This window comes from Spirochaetota bacterium (assembly GCA_040756435.1).
In the GTDB taxonomy this organism is placed as follows: Bacteria; Spirochaetota; UBA4802; order UBA4802; family UB4802; genus UBA4802.
The window spans coordinates 25,442-43,746 of sequence record JBFLZD010000007.1 but is presented as its reverse complement, the minus strand read 5'-3'; the positions used below and the strand labels follow the sequence as shown (position 1 = coordinate 43,746).

Here is an 18,305-nt window from a genome sequence, read left to right as displayed (position 1 = left end):
ATTGATGTAGACTACTACCGTTGCAGCGGTGGGAGCCAAAATATTTTAATCTATTAACTGTATGCTTCATTTTTAATGTGAAAAAAAATAATATTTTTTTACTAAATATTGTTGACATACCTTGTACAACAGCTATCATTATGCAAATTTTATAAGCAGGTTTTTTTATTACCTGTAACGCTTGTGTGCGTACAGGTGGTACACCATGATTGAATCTGAGGTACTGGTACTAAATGCAGGGTTTGTTCCCATCCGAATAACAACGGTAAAAGAGGCAATATGCCTATTGCTTTCCGACAAAGCTGTGCCCGTTGTTGAGGAAGATACTTTTATCCGCTCCCCATCAATAGCAATTAAAGTCCCTTCTGTTATTGCTATTCTTAACTACCATCATCTGCCGCGTCGCAAGGTTGTGTTTTCAAAGCTTAATGTCATTTACCGTGATGACATGCAATGTCAGTACTGTGGTAAACGCTTCCAGATGAAATACCTTACTGTTGACCATGTTATCCCGCGAAGCAGATGGGAAGTGGTAACTGGCAAATCCTTAAAGGAAGGTTTTTCTAGCTGGCATAATTTGGTGTGCGCATGCAAATGGTGTAACAACCAAAAAGGTAACAAGCTTATGCATGAGATAGGCTGGAACCTGCTGCGTGAGCCATTTGAACCTGAATATATACCGTATATCATTGTCACTGCTGAAAAAGCAAAAAAGAAGGGGTGGCTCCCCTTCTGTGGATTCAATGTTAAGGTTGTTGAAATGATCCCTTAGTGCTGTGTGGTATAATTAAGTAGCCCCCCAGCAATTAAAATCTTTCGTTGCCTATCAGTTGCAAGCAATGTACAGTGTACAGATTTGTTATTGATGAGTAATGTAATCATGGTACCGCTTTCAACCTGTTTTATGCAATCCTTCACTACAACGGTATCCCCCACCTGTATGCTGTCATAGTCACTTTCATTGTTAAATATCAGTGGCAAAATCCCAAAGTTAATGAGATTTGCTGTATGAATGCGTTCAAACGATTTAGCAAGCACTATCTTTACTCCCAGATATGCAGGGCATATAGCCGCATGTTCACGGCTTGAGCCCTGTCCGTAGCTTACACCGCCAACGATTACTGTTGCCAGCCCTTTTTCTTTATTATCAAGTGCGCGTTTTGAAAATGAACTATCGACCATTTCAAAAACATATTTTGCATATTCAGGAATATTGGATCGATATTTCAAACGTTGCCCTGCAGGCATGATGTGGTCAGTGGTAATTTTGTCGCCAACCTTTATGCCCACCACGGCATGAATGGTTTGTGGTAGGGGCTGTGTTTTTGGAGGCTGGCCAATGTTTGGACCTCTGAATATAGGTTCATCTGACTGAAACGGTGGAATGATCATAGAATCATCTATTATAAATGTGCTTGGCAATTCTATTTGGGGAAAGCTTCTTGCAGGCATATCTAAAGGATTTACAAGCTTGCCTTCAATGGCCGATAGCGCAGCGGTTTCAGGGCTTACCAGGTACACCTTTGCATCTTTAGTGCCTGAACGCCCTTCAAAGTTGCGGTTGTTGGTGCGCAATGACACGCCGCCAGAAATGGGTGCACCGCCATTGCCAATGCAAAAACCGCAGGCAGATTCCATAATGCGCACACCGCTTTCAATAATGTCAGCTAAGTACCCTTCTTTGGCTAACATCTGTAACACTTGCTTTGAGCCTGGAGCCAGAATACAGCTAACATGGGGATGAATCTTTTTGCCTTTAAGAATTTTTGCAACAGTGACTAAATCTTTATACGATGAGTTAGTACAACTGCCAATGGCAACCTGATCCACCTTCATGCCTTTAATTGATTCAACAGTTACCACGTTATCTGGTGAGTGAGGACAGGCTATCATTGGCTCTATGCTGGAAAGGTCAAGTTCAATAATCTTATCGTAAACTGCATCGGTATCAGGAAGAAGTTCAATAAAATCTTTTTCTCTGCCCTGTGCTTTTAAAAACTCATAGGTAACCATATCACTGGGGAAAAGCGACGTGGTTACACCTAACTCGGCACCCATATTGGTAATGGTTGCACGCTCAGGCACTGAAAGCATTGTAATGCCAGGCCCTGTATATTCTATCACATAGCCAACATTACCTTTTGTAGTAAGTTTTTGAAGCACTGTAAGAATAATATCCTTTGCGCTAACCCACGGACGAAGTTTTCCGGTAAGATAAATATTTATAACTTTTGGGCAGGTTAAATAAAACAGTCCTCCACCCATAGCAACGGCAACATCTAACCCACCAGCACCAATGGCTACCATGCCCATGCCACCAGCGGTGGGTGTGTGGCTGTCAGAACCAAGCAATGTTTTTCCTGGCTTTGCAAATCGCTCTAAATGCACCTGATGGCATATACCGTTGCCTGCCTTAGAATAATAGATTCCGTATCTGGCATTCATGGTCTGCAGGTATTTATGGTCATCAGCATTTTCAAAGCCCATCTGCAATGTATTGTGATCAACGTACGACACAGAGATCTCAGTTTTTACACGGTCAATGCCCATTGCTTCAAACTGCAAATACGCCATGGTGCCCGTTGCATCCTGAGTCAATGTCTGGTCAATGACAATGCCAATTTCAGTTCCCGGTTCAAGTTTTCCCTCTTTGAGATGTGACTGCAGTATTTTATAACATACCGAATATCCCATTGGTACAACCTCTTTCCGTTTATGATGTGATAATTAATCGTAGCGCATCGTAAAAGTTTTTCAGATTTGTCTGGATGGTGCTTATGCAATGGGCAGTATCAACAGGCGTATTTGCCTGTTCAACAAAATTTTTTAAAATTTCCATGATTTTGGGAATATCTGCCTGATTATAAAGCTGGTGGTGTACAAGCACGTTGGTGTTTTGCAATGTGTGCGATAGTTCATCATGATAGGCTGTTGGATTGAGAATAATACAATGGCAACCACACAGCATTGCTTCGTAAATAGATATACCAAAGTGGGATATAACTACCTTACTGCGTGCAATGAGATTTGTATAGCTACGATTTGATAATAGTGTGTTTGTTATGAATGTGTTGCCATCACTGCACACAAAGCTATAGTGTTTGCCTAATGAATCACACAGTGGTGTTGCATCAAATGTGGTTGCATATATAAAACAATCTATGTCTTTTGATATACTGGGTGGAGCTTGCGATAGTGACTGGTAAAAATTATAGCCGTACAGGAAAAGCGGCATAGTGGCTTGAAAAGTATTTGCAGTGTTGCCATAAATATTTGGCAAAAGGTCAATAGCTGCGTGTGCAAGTGTTCGGCCTTCTCCACAGTCATCGATGACGATAACAGGTGCTATCGCCCTCAAATTTTCAATTTCTTCTTTTGATGAATCACGCATGTCCCGTATAATGCAGTGAGTGTTTTGCGGAATACTATCGCTTACCTTTAAAGGAAAGCCTAAAGGTGTTGACGCGCCATGTTTGTGTAACAGTGTAACGGGTATGCCATTGTGTGCGCAGTACAATGCAAAGAATAGCATGCGCTGCCAGTGGCCCTGGCCTATGTGTGGGCCTGAATCGGTTATGATTGTTATGTCCATGTTATTCATGCGATGTCATTGGTTTTTGCTGTATGGATGCGTTTAGTTTCACAAGATGCGGGTTTTTTTCAAGGAATGCAATGACATCGCTCAGTGAAAAAACGCTCTCGTTATACAACGCATCATAAATTGTAGATGCAAGCATATAATCTTCCTGTGTGTCCACTGTCAGGCGAAGTGATGGAAAAGGATTTTTATAAGCTACATCAAAATAATGAATGTTGAAGGTATCAGGATTTTCTTTTATATACGGTGTTACGTGTTCAAAATGGTAGGGCTTTGTACTGTTCGTATATGCTTCTTCAAGGGCAGTGGAAGCAATGACTTCCACTCCTGTGCCAAGTGGCAGGTTTTTTACTGCACAAAGATCCACCTTTGTGCGTAATGCTTCTTTTATAGCAACCGATGCAAAATGGCTGTCGGTAAAAGGGTTGTCGGCAGTGATACGCACTATGTAGTTGCCACCATACTGCTTATATGCTAAAAAGTAGCGCTCAAGTACATTGTGCAAGGGTCCTCGAAATACATTAACATTACAAAGCTGTGCAATATCAGCTAACGGGTTATTGTCATCATCGTTGGGGATAGCAACAACCACCTGTGTGACCTGTTGTATGGCTTTTGCACGCTGTATAACATGGTACAGCAGTGGTTTGCCTGCAAGCGGAAGGACTGATTTTCCTTTAAGCCTTGTTGATTGCATGCGTGCCTGTATGATTGCAGTAATTTTCATGATATGACTTCCTGCAAGAATGATAAAAAACTATAAAGTATTCTTTCTACAATAAGTATCGTAATGGTATCAGGAGTTTTTGCAATACTTTTTATTTACAATTGTTGAAGCTAATGTATAAATACATATTTTATATTTTCTTAAGTGGTGTATGCGGTAATTGGTGTGTTATTTAATTTATTTTTGGTGAATAATTGGCTTTACCCATGCCTGTGACCAGGGGAGAGGCTTTTTTAATAGTGAATATGATGTGCAATTTACTTGACATATTTATAGTATTAATGCTATATTTATTACAAAACATGAGGAGATAGTTGTGTATCATACGGCAATGAGGTGTTGGGAATGATTAATACGTTTGAAATTTATCAAAATTTAAAAGAAACCTTTGGCGAGAAAGAAGCTACTGTATTGACCAATCTTCTAATAAAAATATATAATGAAATCAATCAATCAGTAACTAAAGAAGAATTTCGTGTGTTAACTGAAAATGTAGTTGAGCTGTCAGAAGCACAAAGGAGGACAGAGCAGCGTGTTGAGGAATTAGCAGAAGCGCAAAAGAGGACAGAGCAGCGTGTTGAGGAATTAGCAGAAGCACAGAAGAGGACAGAGCAGCGTGTTGAGGAATTAGCAGAAGCACAGAAAAGGACAGAAGATGTTTTGAAAAATCTCATTTTGACTGTTGATGATTTAAAAAAGCAGGTAGGTGGATTGTCAATGGTTGTAGGCTATGGGATTGAGGATAATTTGATACCGTATATTGAAAATTTTGTTTATAATCAATATGGTGCAGAAGCTAAGGAGGTAGAAAGAAAATACATACAATATGATAGTGGCAAGTATGACGAAGTTAATATTTATGTTAAAGCTGTAAAAAATGATAAGGATGTATATATTATTGGTGAATGTAAGGCTCAACCTGGTAAACGGGATATAGATAGATTTGCAAAAATGCTTGAGAGGCTTAGAGTATATTTGCAATCAGATGTAATTGGATTTATGGTTGGATATACAATCCACCCTGAAATAGAAGAATACTGTAAAATGAATTATAATATCAATGCCTTTAAAACCTATCAGGTTAAACGGATAGCTCAAAAAAAGTAAATTAAGATAATAACTTGAAATATTAATCAACAATAAAAAAATTTACCGGAAAGTTTGGTAACTCACATTTAATAATATTTAACAGATAATTCCTCAAATAAAATAAATAAAAAATTCGCGATAACCTATACATATTTACAGTAAAAAAGGTGGGCGTTTTTATATCCATTTAATATAAAAAATTTTATAAATTATAAGTATACCATTCATCGCACAATGCGCAATCAGGTTTTTTTGCCCTGTTTCCCTTATAGTCATTAACAAAATGCTCTTGTTGTTGTTTCCAGATAGCACTCATGTCATCAGTAGTAATATTGCCGCGTTTTGCTGCTCCATCTATATCCTGTTTGCAAAATGCAATGGTGCCGTCGCTTAATATATATAAATCCTGACGCAGGTGCCAGCATGGTTTTCGCTGCAGTGGTGTTAAGTCTGAGTAACGCCTATCGGTAATACGTCCAAGATAGGTGTTTTGCTTTTGTAAAATAATAGGTATCTTATGCTGTTCCCAATAATCATAGTAACTATCTAAAAAATTCTCCGTTTCATTGATTTTTAGTATCTGGATATAAAGATTGTTGTTAAGTTTGTTGTTTGTTTCAAGAATTTCTTTCAGTTTCAGTATATTATCGTAAACTGTGTTAAAATAATCAGCATTATGCAGCTTTTGATAACTTTCAGCGTTATGGCCATTAATATTCACTATGGTGGTTACTTTATTGCTTGTAAAAGAAGCCAGAGCTGATGCGTAAGCAGTGTTGGCAGCAATGCCATTTGTTTCAATAACAATGGTATGTATCAAATCTTCGTTGTTGCAAAGTTCCAGTGCCTTATAAAATTGCGGATGCTGCAGAGGCTCGCCACTTCCACCAAAACACACAGCATATGGTGTATTAAACAATCGCATCTTTTCAAGAAGCGTTTGGAGTGTGGATAGTTCCATGATGCCATGCTGAGGCGATAGTATATTGCGATAGCAGAATATGCAGTCAATGTTACAATGCCCACACAGTTCAATTTCTACATAGGAAGGTGTGCTAAAAAGAACCTCCGGGTGATTTTCGATTATATCCTGCAACAATTCGTATGGTGGTGTCTGGTTATTGACAGCGATAATATTCTGCATGACAAGCCGGTCGCGGATGTTTGCGGCTCTAAAGTTTACCCTGTGCCAGCGCAAATCCGGTTCTTTATAGTACAGTTCCACATCAAACTGGTTAAGATTGCTTTTAACAATGTCGCAAAGTGAGTTTGGTAGCGTTGGGTTTGCAAGCGGATTTTCAAGAACTGATTTTGATATAATCTCACATGCATAGCCTGATGGCAGGTTGTAGGAAAAGGTAAATTCTGAAAGATATTTACTGTGTGTATCAAGCATTTCAGATACTATTGAAGGCTGGAAAAACGCTGCATCAGCAGGTATCTTTATGATGTGGAGTGCACCTGTCTGTGTAAAAATCTGGTGCCACATTTCAGGGGTGTCAGTGTTTGAATAGGTAAAAACTGAACCAGCCTGTTTTAGTTTACCTGTATAAGACTCTGGAATACAGTAATGGATGGATTCAATAGCAGGCAGGGATTGTATTTTCTGTGCAATACTATCTGGGATAAACTGTCCGTTGAATGTTAAAGGATTGTCATCTTTAATTGAGCTATCGACAAAAATTAAGGCTTGCGTGTTCACGGTATTTCCTAGCTCTGCCTGTAATTTTCAAGATATATCTTAATATCGGATTGTGCTCTGCGGGTTACAATCCATTTTTTGAACTGTTCGCCCATATTGCGTTGATACAGCATATTCAAGATTCTATCCTGCACTGTTTCAAATGATGTTGGCCGTGAATCCATTAGTTTTACGATTGTATAGCCTGTTTGTGTTTTTATGACTGGTGATATTTCACCGGGTTTTTTCATCCTGAATACAGTGTTTGCCATATACGGATCCATTTCAGCTAAAGCAAGCCAGCCAATGTCGCCGCCATTCTTTGCACTTGGGTCTTCTGAATATTGTGAGGCAAGTTTTTCAAATGATTCACCTTTTAAAATGCTGTCGCGTATCTGCTTTATTAATTCATTGGCACGCTTTTCCTCGGCAAAACTTGAGTTTTTTGGCCGTATAACTATCTGCTTGATATGTACTTCATTCCCCAATTTATTTTTATTTTCTTTATACCACTGATATGCCTCATCTTTTGATGGTGGTGAAACACCTATTGCCAGTGACACAAGCATTTCAGTAAGCAGGCTCTGGCGAATTTCTTCTTTATATTCATCAAAACTGATTCCTTCTTTTTCTTCAACCATCTTTTTAAAAACATCCAGAGAAGAAATCTTCTGCGATTTCATAATATTGTTTATATGTGACATTACTTTTTCATCGCTAATGATTATTGCCTGTTCACGGGCTTCCTGTTCAATGAGCGCTCTTTCAATCAGGTTGTCAAGGATGGAATTTAGCTCTTCAGGTTTTTTAGGTGTTTGTTTCCTGGTAACTATCTGGTAACGGCGCATGAGTTCGCTCTGGATTATGGCAGTATCATTAACAACAGCAATTACTCTGTCAAAAGTTTCCCAGGCAAAAACAGGCACGGCTGTAACAATGGTTACAATTATAATGCAAAGTTTTTTTATCATTGAGCTATCCTATAACGAGTTTTTCAATAGGGACATCATGCCCATTGAAGAATAATTTTTTTAAATTTTGCATGGTATCAGTAATGTCCGATGCATAGAGCTCTATTGTGCCTGAAGATGAATTATTTGCAAGATTTTTTTTAATTAAAATTTCATTTACTTCTTTGGCTATTTCTTCCCCTGTATCAACTAAATCAAGCTGGGGATATACTTCATGAATGGTGTTTTTCAGTATTGGGAAATGTGTACAGCCTAAGATGAGGGTTTTTAAATCCTGATCAATCATATGGTGCAGATACCGTTGTATGGTTAACCTGGTAACATCATCTTCAATCCAGCCTTCCTCAATGAGTGATACCAGCAGGGTGGCATGTTGTTGAATTACGGTGATAGCGGGGTTAATGGCATGAATTGCTTTTTCATACGATTTGCTATTTACAGTTGCACGGGTGCCAATAACTCCAATCAGATTGTTATGAACCCTTTTACATGCTGCTCGGGCACCAGCATTAATAACGCCAATGATGGGTATAGTATTCTCCTGCTGAAGAGTGGGAAGCGCTGCTGCTGATGATGTGTTGCATGCAATCACAATCATTTTGACATCGCGTGATAGCAGGTATGAAGTAATCTGCCGTGCATAGCGTATAAGGGTTTCTGCAGAGCGGGTACCGTAGGGGAAACGAGCTGTATCACCAAAATAGATAAGATTTTCTCCGGGTAAGAGCTTATTGATAGCTTTACATACCGTAAGCCCCCCAATACCGGAATCAAATATGCCAATGGGTCGTGAATCCATAACAGTTGATTATGCCTGTTTATACTAATGTGTTGAGTTTTTTCGTGTTTTAAGCAACATGTATTCTATGCCATCAACCAGTGCCTGCCATGAAGCTTCAATAATATTGGTAGAAACCCCAACCGTGCCCCAATGCTGCGTATGGCGTTTCTGGTCAATTAGGACGCGGACGGAAGAACCTGTGCCATCTTTTTCATTGAGTACGCGTACCTTATAATCAGAAAGCTGTAATTCACGGATTTCCGGATAAAAGTTTTCCAGTGCCTTACGCAATGCATTATCCAGTGCCTGAACGGGGCCGTTTCCGTTTGCAGCAGTATGCTCAATCTGGCCATCTACTTCAACTTTTATGGTAGCCTCGCAGGTTACCCTGCCTGATTCATCTTTTTCAGTGATTACCCTGAAACCCTTTAAGGTAAAAAATGGTGCATATTCGCCATTGCTTCGCCTGATTAATAATTCAAACGAACCTTCTGCTGCTTCAAATTGGAATCCTTGATCTTCTAAGTCCTTGATGCGCCTGAGTATTTTTTCTGGCAATTCAATTTTATTTATAGAAATACCTAATTCCTGAGCTTTTACCTGAATGTTGCTTTTACCTGCCAGTTCTGAAATAAGAACCTTTCGCCTGTTGCCCACAAGTTCAGGGTTTATATGTTCGTAAGTAGATGTATTGCGCTTAAGTGCTGATACATGGATACCACCTTTATGGGCAAATGCATTATCGCCCACGTATGGAGCGCGTTCATTATGTGCCAGATTTGCAATTTCACTTATATAGCGGCTTGTTTCAGTTAAATGATGCAGTGATTCAGCAGCGTTACAGCTATACCCTAATTTTAATACAAGATTAGGGATTAAGGTAGTCAGATCGCAGTTGCCACAGCGTTCACCATACCCATTGATGGTTCCCTGCACTGAAATGGCTCCGCTTAATACAGCTGCTATACCATTTGCCACAGCCACCCCAGCATCGTTATGGTGGTGAACACCAACAGGAGTGTTATATATAGAACATACTGTTCCTGTTATGGAGCTGATTTCATGAGTCAGTGTGCCGCCGTTGGTGTCGCACAGTACCAGCATATCAACGCCTGCTTTTACCGCACTTTCCAGAACTTTCATGGCATAGTCAGGGTTGGCTTTATAACCGTCATAAAAATGTTCCGCATCCAGGAATACTTCAAAGCCTTTATCCTTTAAATATGCAACAGTATCATATACAAGAGCTAAATTTTCTTCAAGGCTTATATTCAGGGCATCGGTGACATGAAAATCCCAGGATTTTGCAACAATAGTTAAGGTGGGAGCGTTGGAATTAATAAGATCCTGTAACAGCGTGTCCTCTGTTAATTTCATCTTTGGACGTTTTGTTGAACCAAAAGCAGCAATTTTAGAATGTTTCAGGTTGGCTTTACGGATCTCTGAAAAGAATATATTGTCTTTTGGATTGGAACCCGGCCAACCGCCTTCTATATAATCTATATTAAGCCTGTCTAATTCCAGTGCAATCCGTATTTTATCCTGCAGGGAAAAGGATATCCCAAATGTTTGTGCACCATCCCGTAATGTGGTGTCATAGAGTATAATGTGTTTTTTCTCAGTATCCATATATAGCTATAAAAAAATTAAGATATATTGTATGAAGATAAATATATTACATTTTACTATATACTACAAATATTATTAAATAATTTTATCATAAGTGTTATATTTTTTTGCATTTTACCATAACACATAGGGTAATGCAATCAAATAAGCGTATACTATTTATTCAAGCTATTTTTTTCCCATTAAAAACAATTTGCTTGTATTTTATAATAAATATTTACTATAATGCTATTAGGGTTACTGTAACGGGTTTTGTTACCCTTTATGAGGATTTAAAAGTGATCATTTTGCTATAGGTATTGCCGGCGTTAGATATGAAACAGATCAGAACATATACTTATACTCAAAAACAGAAAAAAATGGATTGCGTTGTTATATGGTATATTAGCACTGTTAATAATTACTCTTCCGCTGGTTATCTATATATTTATTTACCATGTCAGCAAACATTTAATTTCAGTGCCATTATATATTTTTTTATTTTTTCTTTTTATTACGACATTAAGTATAGGTATTTATACAACCATACGGTTTTTAATTACTGCTACCAGGGAGATAGTAACCAGTAAAAATGAATTAGCATTAAAAGATGTTATTATCCAGCATTCAGATGAGATCATAATCCTGCTTGATATGTTTGGTAAAATATTGAGTGTTAATCCTTCGCTCACAACAATTCTTAGATATGATAAAGAAGACATTGTTAATCAGCCTTTCAGGATTATTTTATACGAAAAATCTTTTGAGGACTCAATACGGTTGCGGGACCTTTTGTTAAGCCGGTTCAGGGATGTCTTTAAAGGTTATGAAGCCGAGATAGTATTGCCCTGTAAGGTTCAACATCATTCTGAAATTAAATCAATAGCATTTAAATTAATTCCAGTGTTTCAGGATAACAGCTTGCAGTATATTCTTGCCATTGGGAGGGTTATACAGTCTGATTTTCTCACCAGCCATTATCTGAAAACAGAATATGCAGAATTTATTATTGATAACAATATACGTATGGTTAACCTGCTATCATACCGTCTGACACGTAACTTAGAGCCGTATCTGGAGAAGCGTGAAATTATCCGCATTCAGCTTGGATTGCAGGAAGCCATTATTAATGCAATAGAGCATGGCAATTTAGAGATAGATTTTGAAACAAAAAGCAGATTGAAAAAAATGGAAGGTAACTACTGGGACCATGTGCTTGATATATGCAATAAAGACAATTTAGAAAATAGAAAAATTAAAGTACAATACTATCTTTTTTCTGATTATGTAAAATATATTATTACCGATGAAGGGAAAGGTTTTGATTGGAAACAATATGTTTCAGCTACTCCTGATGGCAATTTGATCTATAATTACCATGGTGTTGGGTTGACCATGTTGCAGGATATTTTTGAAGTATCTTTTAATGAAAAGGGAAATGAAATTACACTGGTAAAACGTTTTTCGTAGTAATTTTTAGCCAATGCAATTTGTGTCAGATTGAAGAGGATATGCTCATGTCTGAATACCGTAATCCGGTACCAACAGTAGACATAATAATATTACTGGAAGATGAAAATGGTACTATTAGGAGTGATGAAATTATATTGATAAAAAGAAAAAACCCACCATATGGCTGGGCATTGCCAGGTGGCTTTGTTGACTATGGTGAAACATTAGAGCAGGCAGCAGTACGGGAAGCAAAGGAAGAAACTTCATTAGACGTGACATTGTTAAAACAATTTCACACATATTCTGACCCATCACGGGATCCACGACAGCATACAATCACTACAGTATATGTAGCAAAGGCAAAAGGTATACCACGGGCACAGGATGATGCTAAAGAGATAGGAATATTTAATGTTAATGAATTACCGCAACCTATTGCATTTGACCATGCATCAATAATTGAAGATTTTAAACATAATACATATTAATAAGGGAAGAGCCATGGATTTATCCTACAATCTATTAAATCTAACAGGCAAGGCAATTGATATACTTGCAAAATTCAGTAAGGCTGATATACGCGTACATGATGCTGATAGAATTCCCAAAGCACCGGTAGTTTTTGTGGTAAATCATTTCACCCGTATGGAAACATTTTTCCTGCCCAATGTGATTCATAAAATCACAGGGAAATATATTTATTCGCTTGCTCACCATAGCTTCTTTGTTGGCGGGTTTGGCAAATTCATGGAAAAGGTGGGGGCAGTGTCAACTAAAGACCCTCTGCGGGATGTAAAGTTTATTGGAGCATTGCTTCGTGGTGATATGGATTGCATCATATTCCCCGAAGGCCAGATGGTTAAGGATAAAAAGCTTGTTGAGCGTGGGAAATATATGGTGTACAATTCAGGGATACGAAGGCCCCCTCATACCGGAGCAGCTTTTATTGCATTACGTGCACAATTTTATAGGGAGGAGCTCAAAAGTTGTAATGAGCGCAATGCCTGTGATGAGCTGAACAATCTGATGGCACACTTTGGAATATCTCAGCAGGAACTATCGCACATAACAAACCAGGAAACGTATATAGTACCTGTTAATATTACCTATTTCCCAATCAGAGCGCGTGCCAATGTAATCAATAAAATTGCAAACAAACTGGTAAAATCCCTGCCAGAGCGTATTGAAGAGGAACTTGAAGTTGAAGGGACAATGCTTGTTGAAGGGGTTGATATTGATATTAATTTTGGTAATCCCATTGCCATAAGCCCCTATTTAAAAAGCTATCTTGCAAAACAAAAAATTAAAAGCAGGAAATTGTATTTGGATCCGCAAGAGTTACAATCTGATGTGTTACTCAGGAAGATAGCAATTGATATCATGTACCGGTATATGCGTGATATTTATGGTATGACAACCCTTAATCATGATCATATATTTTCGTATTTTTTGACTAAAACAAAGAATTGCATTAAAGAAACTGATTTTAAAACTAAAGCGTATTGTGCAATAGAAGCTGTAAAAAAATTGAATTTAGCTACATGTCACACGTCACTTCAGCTGAAACAGGGATATCTATTAACCGATGATCCTCATGGAAGATACAATGATTTTATAGATGCAGCAAAATCTGAAGGATTAATTTCAATTAAGGATGGGATTATATATAAAAATAAGGAAAAGTTTTCCAGACTGTATGAATTTCACACCATACGGAAAGATAATATTGTTGAAGTTTTAAAAAATGAGATTGAGCCGTTAGATCAGGTGGTTAAAAAGCTTGATAGAGTTTTCTTTACCCCAATGTTTTGTATACGGCGTAAGCTTGTCAAAAGTTTTTATAAAAGAGATATAGAGATATTTGAAAAAGACTATAAAGAATTTTTTAAACAGGGTGAAACAAAGCCAAAGCATATTGGGATGCCTTTGTATAAAAAAAGATGGTTTGCGTGCACTGGAATTGTGCTAGTTCATGGATATATGGCAGCACCTGAAGAGATGCGACAGTTGGCTGAATTTCTGTATAAAAAAGGGTATACAGTGTATTGTACACGATTGCGGGGTCATGGTACATCACCTGAGGATTTAGCAACGCGAAGCTTTGAAGAGTGGTATGAATCGGTGAACCGGGGGTACATTGTTTTAAAGAATAGTACTCAAAAAATATTTTTGTGTGGATTCTCAACAGGTGCCGGGCTTACACTATTGCATGCTGCCAATAAGAAAGATGTGCTGCAGGGTGCTATTGCTATCAGCGCACCGTTTAGACTGCAGAATATTGCTGCAGGCCTTGCTCCAGTAGTGGATACCTGGAATAAATTTCTTTCATTTTTAAAAATAAAAAAAATTGGCAGACTGGATTATATTCCCAATCATCCGGATAACCCGGATATCAACTATTTGCGAAATCCTGTTTCGGGCATTCACCAAATGGAATCATTAATGAACCTTGTGGAAGAGCGGCTTACTGATATACATATTCCAGTGTTAATTATGCAGGGTACAGGTGATAAGACTGTGGACCCAAAGGGTGCATTTGAAATGTTCATGAAGATCCCCTCTGAAAAGAAGGAATTTACCATGGTGCATTCAAAAAGCCATGGGATTACCCGTGGTGAAGAAGGTAAGGTTGTGGCACGCAGGGTGTCTGCATTTATTAAAGATTATGAGTAATAGGGAATCATACCCTTGCTATAATTACAATCTATACGATAGGCCTGCGCCAACTGTTACATTCCATGAATTTATTTTTGTTTTAGCATCCAGAGACATTGTGTCTGCAACATGATAATATGATTCAAATGCACTATTGGTTATCAAGGCCATCGTTGAAAGCACTATTGCTGATGAAAATGAATAATTTGTGGCAAATGTTATTAATGTGAAATTAATTTTGCCTTTCCCATAGCTTTTAGAATTTCCAGCAGTATTCAAAAAATGAAAAAATGCAATACCTGCCATGCATTCAAGTTTTTCTGTAAACACATACTGAAAACCACCTTTCATAGAAACAATTGGGTCATTATTGATAGTTAATGATGAATGATTGATTGCAGGGAGGGGGTTATCCGTGACATTTATATCGGTATTGGTATACGAGTACGGCAAAAACAATCCAAATTCAAGTGCTAAACCAACGTGTGGATGTATTTTTGAATATCCACCGGCAACTATCTTTGGTCCCTCAGACTGCTGAATATCCCAGCTGTCGCTATATGAAAGTTTTGTGCCGGTGAAATCAGCATCCGCTTTCTTTTTTACACACTTTATTGTGGAAGGACTTAACTGTAACCCTACCTGTGAATCATTGCTGATGAGTAAAAATCCCAAAGAAGGCTGGATGATAACACCATATTCTTGCTTGGTGTATGAGTAACTGGTTCCCAGAGAGTTATTATTGTCAGTTTTTTTATTTGAAAAAAATGGTGTTATTTCTAACTGAATGCCGGTAAACGTATTGTCTGAAAGCTTCCAGCCGTATGCAACGCTCAGCGTAGGGTTTATCTGGTTGGTTGTCGTTGTTTCTGTTTGCACAAAATCGGGTGGAATACTACCTTTGAGTGTCTGAGTATCTTTTCTTCTTGAATATAAATTTTCTTTTGAGGACAGGCTGTAGCCAATTGCTCCGTTGCCTGCTGGTTTTGCATAGCCAGCAAATAATGAAATAAAATAATTATAGTCGTTTTCCTGTTTTATGGAATATATGGTTAATCCAGATGCATTAAATTCAGGGTTTGAATTTTCATTATAATAAACATTTCCCATAAGGTATAATGAAGTTGATGCTGCTGGTAATGTTCCAAGCAAAGCAGGGTTTCGTGTAGTATCGATTGCTCCTTCAGAAGTAACTGTAGATATGCCCCCCATTGCGGTACCGGCAATCTGAGCACTGGCATATACAGAAAAACTCAGTATACATATACACATGAATATCAGTACTTTCTTCACAGGTAGCCCCATCTATTGTAATAGTACGCAAAAAGTACGGTAAAATAAATTACTTAAATAGTATATCAAAGACTTCATTCACATGGGCAACAAAATATAGTGACAATCCCCGTGTGATATGCGATGGAATATCGCCCATTTCTTTCTTATTTTCCAGTGGCATGATGACTGTATTGCAATGTTCACGTTTTGCTGCAATAAGCTTTTCTTTTATTCCACCAACAGGTAACACTCTTCCTGAAAGCGTCAGCTCACCGGTCATTGCGATGCGTTTTGTAACTGGTATATGCTTAATAAGTGAATAAAGCGCTGATGCCATTGTTATTCCTGCCGAAGGACCATCTTTTGGTATAGCTCCTGCCGGAACATGAATATGGATATTATTCTTGTTAAAAAAGTCTATTGCGTTAGTGTCATCATTAAAGTAATTTTTAATATAATTATAAGCGATAGTTGCTGATTCCTTCATCACATCGCCAATATTACCTGTAAGCGTTAAAGTGGAAGAACCCTGTGCTGGCGTGGAAAGTGCCTCAACAAGAAGAACAGATCCGCCTGTTGATGTCCATGCAAGTCCTATTGCAATGCCTGGTTTGAGTTTATCAGGTATTGTATCACCGGTATAGTATTCCGGTCCAAGTAACGAGCGTATTGATTCTTCATCAAGGTGATGAGGGAATGAGTTATCTTTTTTAACAATTGATTTTGCCTTTTTCCTGCAAAGGCGTTCTAACTGTCTATCCAGATTTCTAACCCCTGCCTCACGTGCCCAACCATTAATAATATACAAGAGAGCATCCCTGTCAAGTTCAATGGAATTTTTTGGCAAACCATGCTTTTTAAGCTGTTTTGGTAAAAGAAAATGTTTTGCAATTTTGTATTTTTCCTCAACAATATAGCCGGGAATACGTATGACTTCCATACGGTCAAGCAGAACATCAGGTATGGTGTCGGTGGTATTGGCAGTGGTAATGAACAGTACTTTTGAAAGGTCAAACGGCATATCAATGTAGTGGTCCCTGAAAGAATGGTTTTGTTCATAATCAAGGACTTCCAGAAGCGAAGCTGCAGGGTCACCCTGATAGCTCTGATACAGTTTATCAATTTCATCAAGCATGAAAACAGGATTTTTGGATTTACAAACTTTTAAGCCCTGAATGATTTTTCCCGGCATTGCTCCAATATAGGTACGGCGGTGGCCTTTTATTTCAGCTTCGTCCCGTATACCACCTAATGATACCCTAAAGAATGTACGTTTTAATGAATCAGCTATAGCCTGCCCAAGTGAGGTTTTTCCAACACCTGGAGGGCCAACAAGGCATAGAATTGAGCCTCCTGAATCTGGTTTAAGCATTCTGACCGATAGAAACTCCAGTATTCGTTCTTTGACATCATCAAGCCCATAATGGCTTTTCTTTAAGATTTTTTCCGCCCGTGTAATGTCAAGACAATCTTCTGTATAGGTATTCCATGGCAGGGAAAGTACCGTATCCAAATAGGTACGGGCTATGATGTATTCAGGTGTATTTGATTCAATGTAATAAAGGCGGTTAAGCTCATCCTGTATCTTTTCTTTTGGTTCACCCTTGAGATGTAAGGATTCAATTTTAGATTTCATCTGCTGAATTTCATTTGTGCGGTCATCATCAAGTCCTAATTCTTGCTTGATTATCTTTAACTGCTCACGTAAAAAGTAATCGCGTTGCTGTTTGTATATTTTTTCGTTTATCTGGTTCTGGATTTTGCGCTGAACCGAAACTACTTCCAGCTCCTTTTGCAAAAGTACCAGTACCTTTTCAAGGCGCTTTTTTACGTTAATTGTCTCCAGAATATTCTGGTATTCCTGTTTTTCCAGGTTTAATATGGATGTAACAAAATCAGCTATTCGGCCAGGCTCATCAACATTAAGCATGGTGAGTTTCATCTCTTCAGTAAACAGAGGGTTGCTTTCGGATAGTATTTTAAGCTGGCTCAAAATAGCGCGGGTTAATGCCTTGATTTCAAGGTTTTTTGGATTTGCTTTATCATAAATGTATTCAACTTTAGCAATAATACTTTTTTTATCATCGATAATTTTAGTGATTCTGAACCTACAGATACTGTTTATAAGGACGTTAATGCTTTCATCCGGAAGGTTAATCTTTTTGATTATCTTTGCTGCGGTGCCAAACATTTCTATGTCATCTATCTCCACATCTTCAACATCATCATCTTTCAATACAGCTAAACCAATAGCTCGCGAGGTATTTAGTGCATCATCAATTGATCGCATGAACCGTGGTTTTGCAATTATGAGGGGAGTAATAATACCAGGAAATATGGGCCTGTATCGTACAGGTATGATATGTATAGTAGAAGGTAGATTGGTATCAATTTTTGACAGGTCGCTGGCAAGAATGGTATTTTCTATCTGAATGGTGTCATTATCAAAGTATTCTTCAAAATTCATT

Annotated in this window: 14 protein-coding genes; 5 read left to right on the top strand and 9 right to left on the bottom strand. The window is 38.1% G+C overall.

What is annotated here, in order from left to right; genetic code table 11:
• Window positions 1–205 precede the first annotated feature (205 nt).
• Entirely contained in the window at window positions 206–772 is a 567-nt protein-coding gene (locus AB1444_03485; GenBank protein MEW6525714.1) for an HNH endonuclease, read from the top strand.
• Here AB1444_03485 and AB1444_03480 read toward each other — a convergent pair.
• From AB1444_03480 to AB1444_03470, 3 genes are read right to left on the bottom strand one after another with little or no spacing between them, the layout of a single operon-like run.
• Entirely contained in the window at window positions 769–2,694 is a 1,926-nt protein-coding gene (locus tag AB1444_03480) for an aconitate hydratase (protein MEW6525713.1), read from the bottom strand. The genes AB1444_03485 and AB1444_03480 overlap by 4 nt on opposite strands.
• Before the next feature lie 19 nt (window positions 2,695–2,713).
• Window positions 2,714–3,592 carry a hypothetical protein gene (locus AB1444_03475; GenBank protein MEW6525712.1) on the bottom strand — a complete coding sequence of 293 codons (879 nt, stop codon included), beginning with the start codon at window positions 3,590–3,592 and terminating at the stop codon, window positions 2,714–2,716.
• 1 nt (window position 3,593) lies between these two features.
• Entirely contained in the window at window positions 3,594–4,325 is a 732-nt protein-coding gene (locus AB1444_03470; GenBank protein MEW6525711.1) for a glycosyltransferase family protein, read from the bottom strand.
• Between the two features lie 345 nt (window positions 4,326–4,670).
• Here AB1444_03470 and AB1444_03465 point away from each other — a divergent pair, with 345 nt between their 5' ends.
• Window positions 4,671–5,432, top strand: a complete 762-nt coding sequence (locus tag AB1444_03465; GenBank protein ID MEW6525710.1) for a hypothetical protein — start codon at window positions 4,671–4,673, stop codon at window positions 5,430–5,432.
• A 184-nt stretch (window positions 5,433–5,616) separates the two neighbouring features.
• Here the strand turns inward: AB1444_03465 and AB1444_03460 are convergent, their stop codons facing one another.
• From AB1444_03460 to cimA, 4 genes are read right to left on the bottom strand one after another with little or no spacing between them, the layout of a single operon-like run.
• The gene (locus AB1444_03460) at window positions 5,617–7,116 is read right to left on the bottom strand and encodes a spiro-SPASM protein (GenBank protein MEW6525709.1); all 1,500 of its coding nucleotides are present in this window, start codon (window positions 7,114–7,116) and stop codon (window positions 5,617–5,619) included.
• A gap of 8 nt (window positions 7,117–7,124) precedes the next feature.
• A complete protein-coding gene (locus tag AB1444_03455) occupies window positions 7,125–8,066 on the bottom strand; it encodes a peptidylprolyl isomerase (GenBank protein ID MEW6525708.1) in 942 nt (313 codons plus the stop codon).
• A gap of 4 nt (window positions 8,067–8,070) precedes the next feature.
• Complete coding sequence (gene murI, locus AB1444_03450; GenBank protein ID MEW6525707.1) at window positions 8,071–8,865, bottom strand: glutamate racemase; 795 nt, start codon at window positions 8,863–8,865, stop codon at window positions 8,071–8,073.
• 24 nt (window positions 8,866–8,889) lie between these two features.
• On the bottom strand, window positions 8,890–10,476 hold the full coding sequence (gene cimA, locus AB1444_03445) for a citramalate synthase (protein MEW6525706.1): 1,587 nt from the start codon (window positions 10,474–10,476) through the stop codon (window positions 8,890–8,892).
• A 369-nt stretch (window positions 10,477–10,845) separates the two neighbouring features.
• Here cimA and AB1444_03440 point away from each other — a divergent pair, with 369 nt between their 5' ends.
• The 3 genes from AB1444_03440 to AB1444_03430 are packed head-to-tail and all read left to right on the top strand — an operon-like array spanning window position 10,846 to window position 14,580.
• Complete coding sequence (locus AB1444_03440; protein ID MEW6525705.1) at window positions 10,846–11,925, top strand: PAS domain-containing protein; 1,080 nt, start codon at window positions 10,846–10,848, stop codon at window positions 11,923–11,925.
• Window positions 11,926–11,972: 47 nt separating this feature from the next.
• Entirely contained in the window at window positions 11,973–12,395 is a 423-nt protein-coding gene (locus tag AB1444_03435; GenBank protein MEW6525704.1) for an NUDIX hydrolase, read from the top strand.
• 13 nt (window positions 12,396–12,408) lie between these two features.
• The gene (locus AB1444_03430) at window positions 12,409–14,580 is read left to right on the top strand and encodes an alpha/beta fold hydrolase (GenBank protein MEW6525703.1); all 2,172 of its coding nucleotides are present in this window, start codon (window positions 12,409–12,411) and stop codon (window positions 14,578–14,580) included.
• A gap of 24 nt (window positions 14,581–14,604) precedes the next feature.
• Here AB1444_03430 and AB1444_03425 read toward each other — a convergent pair whose 3' ends face one another.
• The gene (locus AB1444_03425) at window positions 14,605–15,855 is read right to left on the bottom strand and encodes a hypothetical protein (protein MEW6525702.1); all 1,251 of its coding nucleotides are present in this window, start codon (window positions 15,853–15,855) and stop codon (window positions 14,605–14,607) included.
• Window positions 15,856–15,904: 49 nt separating this feature from the next.
• Entirely contained in the window at window positions 15,905–18,304 is a 2,400-nt protein-coding gene (gene lon / locus AB1444_03420) for an endopeptidase La (protein MEW6525701.1), read from the bottom strand.
• Window position 18,305: the final 1 nt, after the last annotated feature.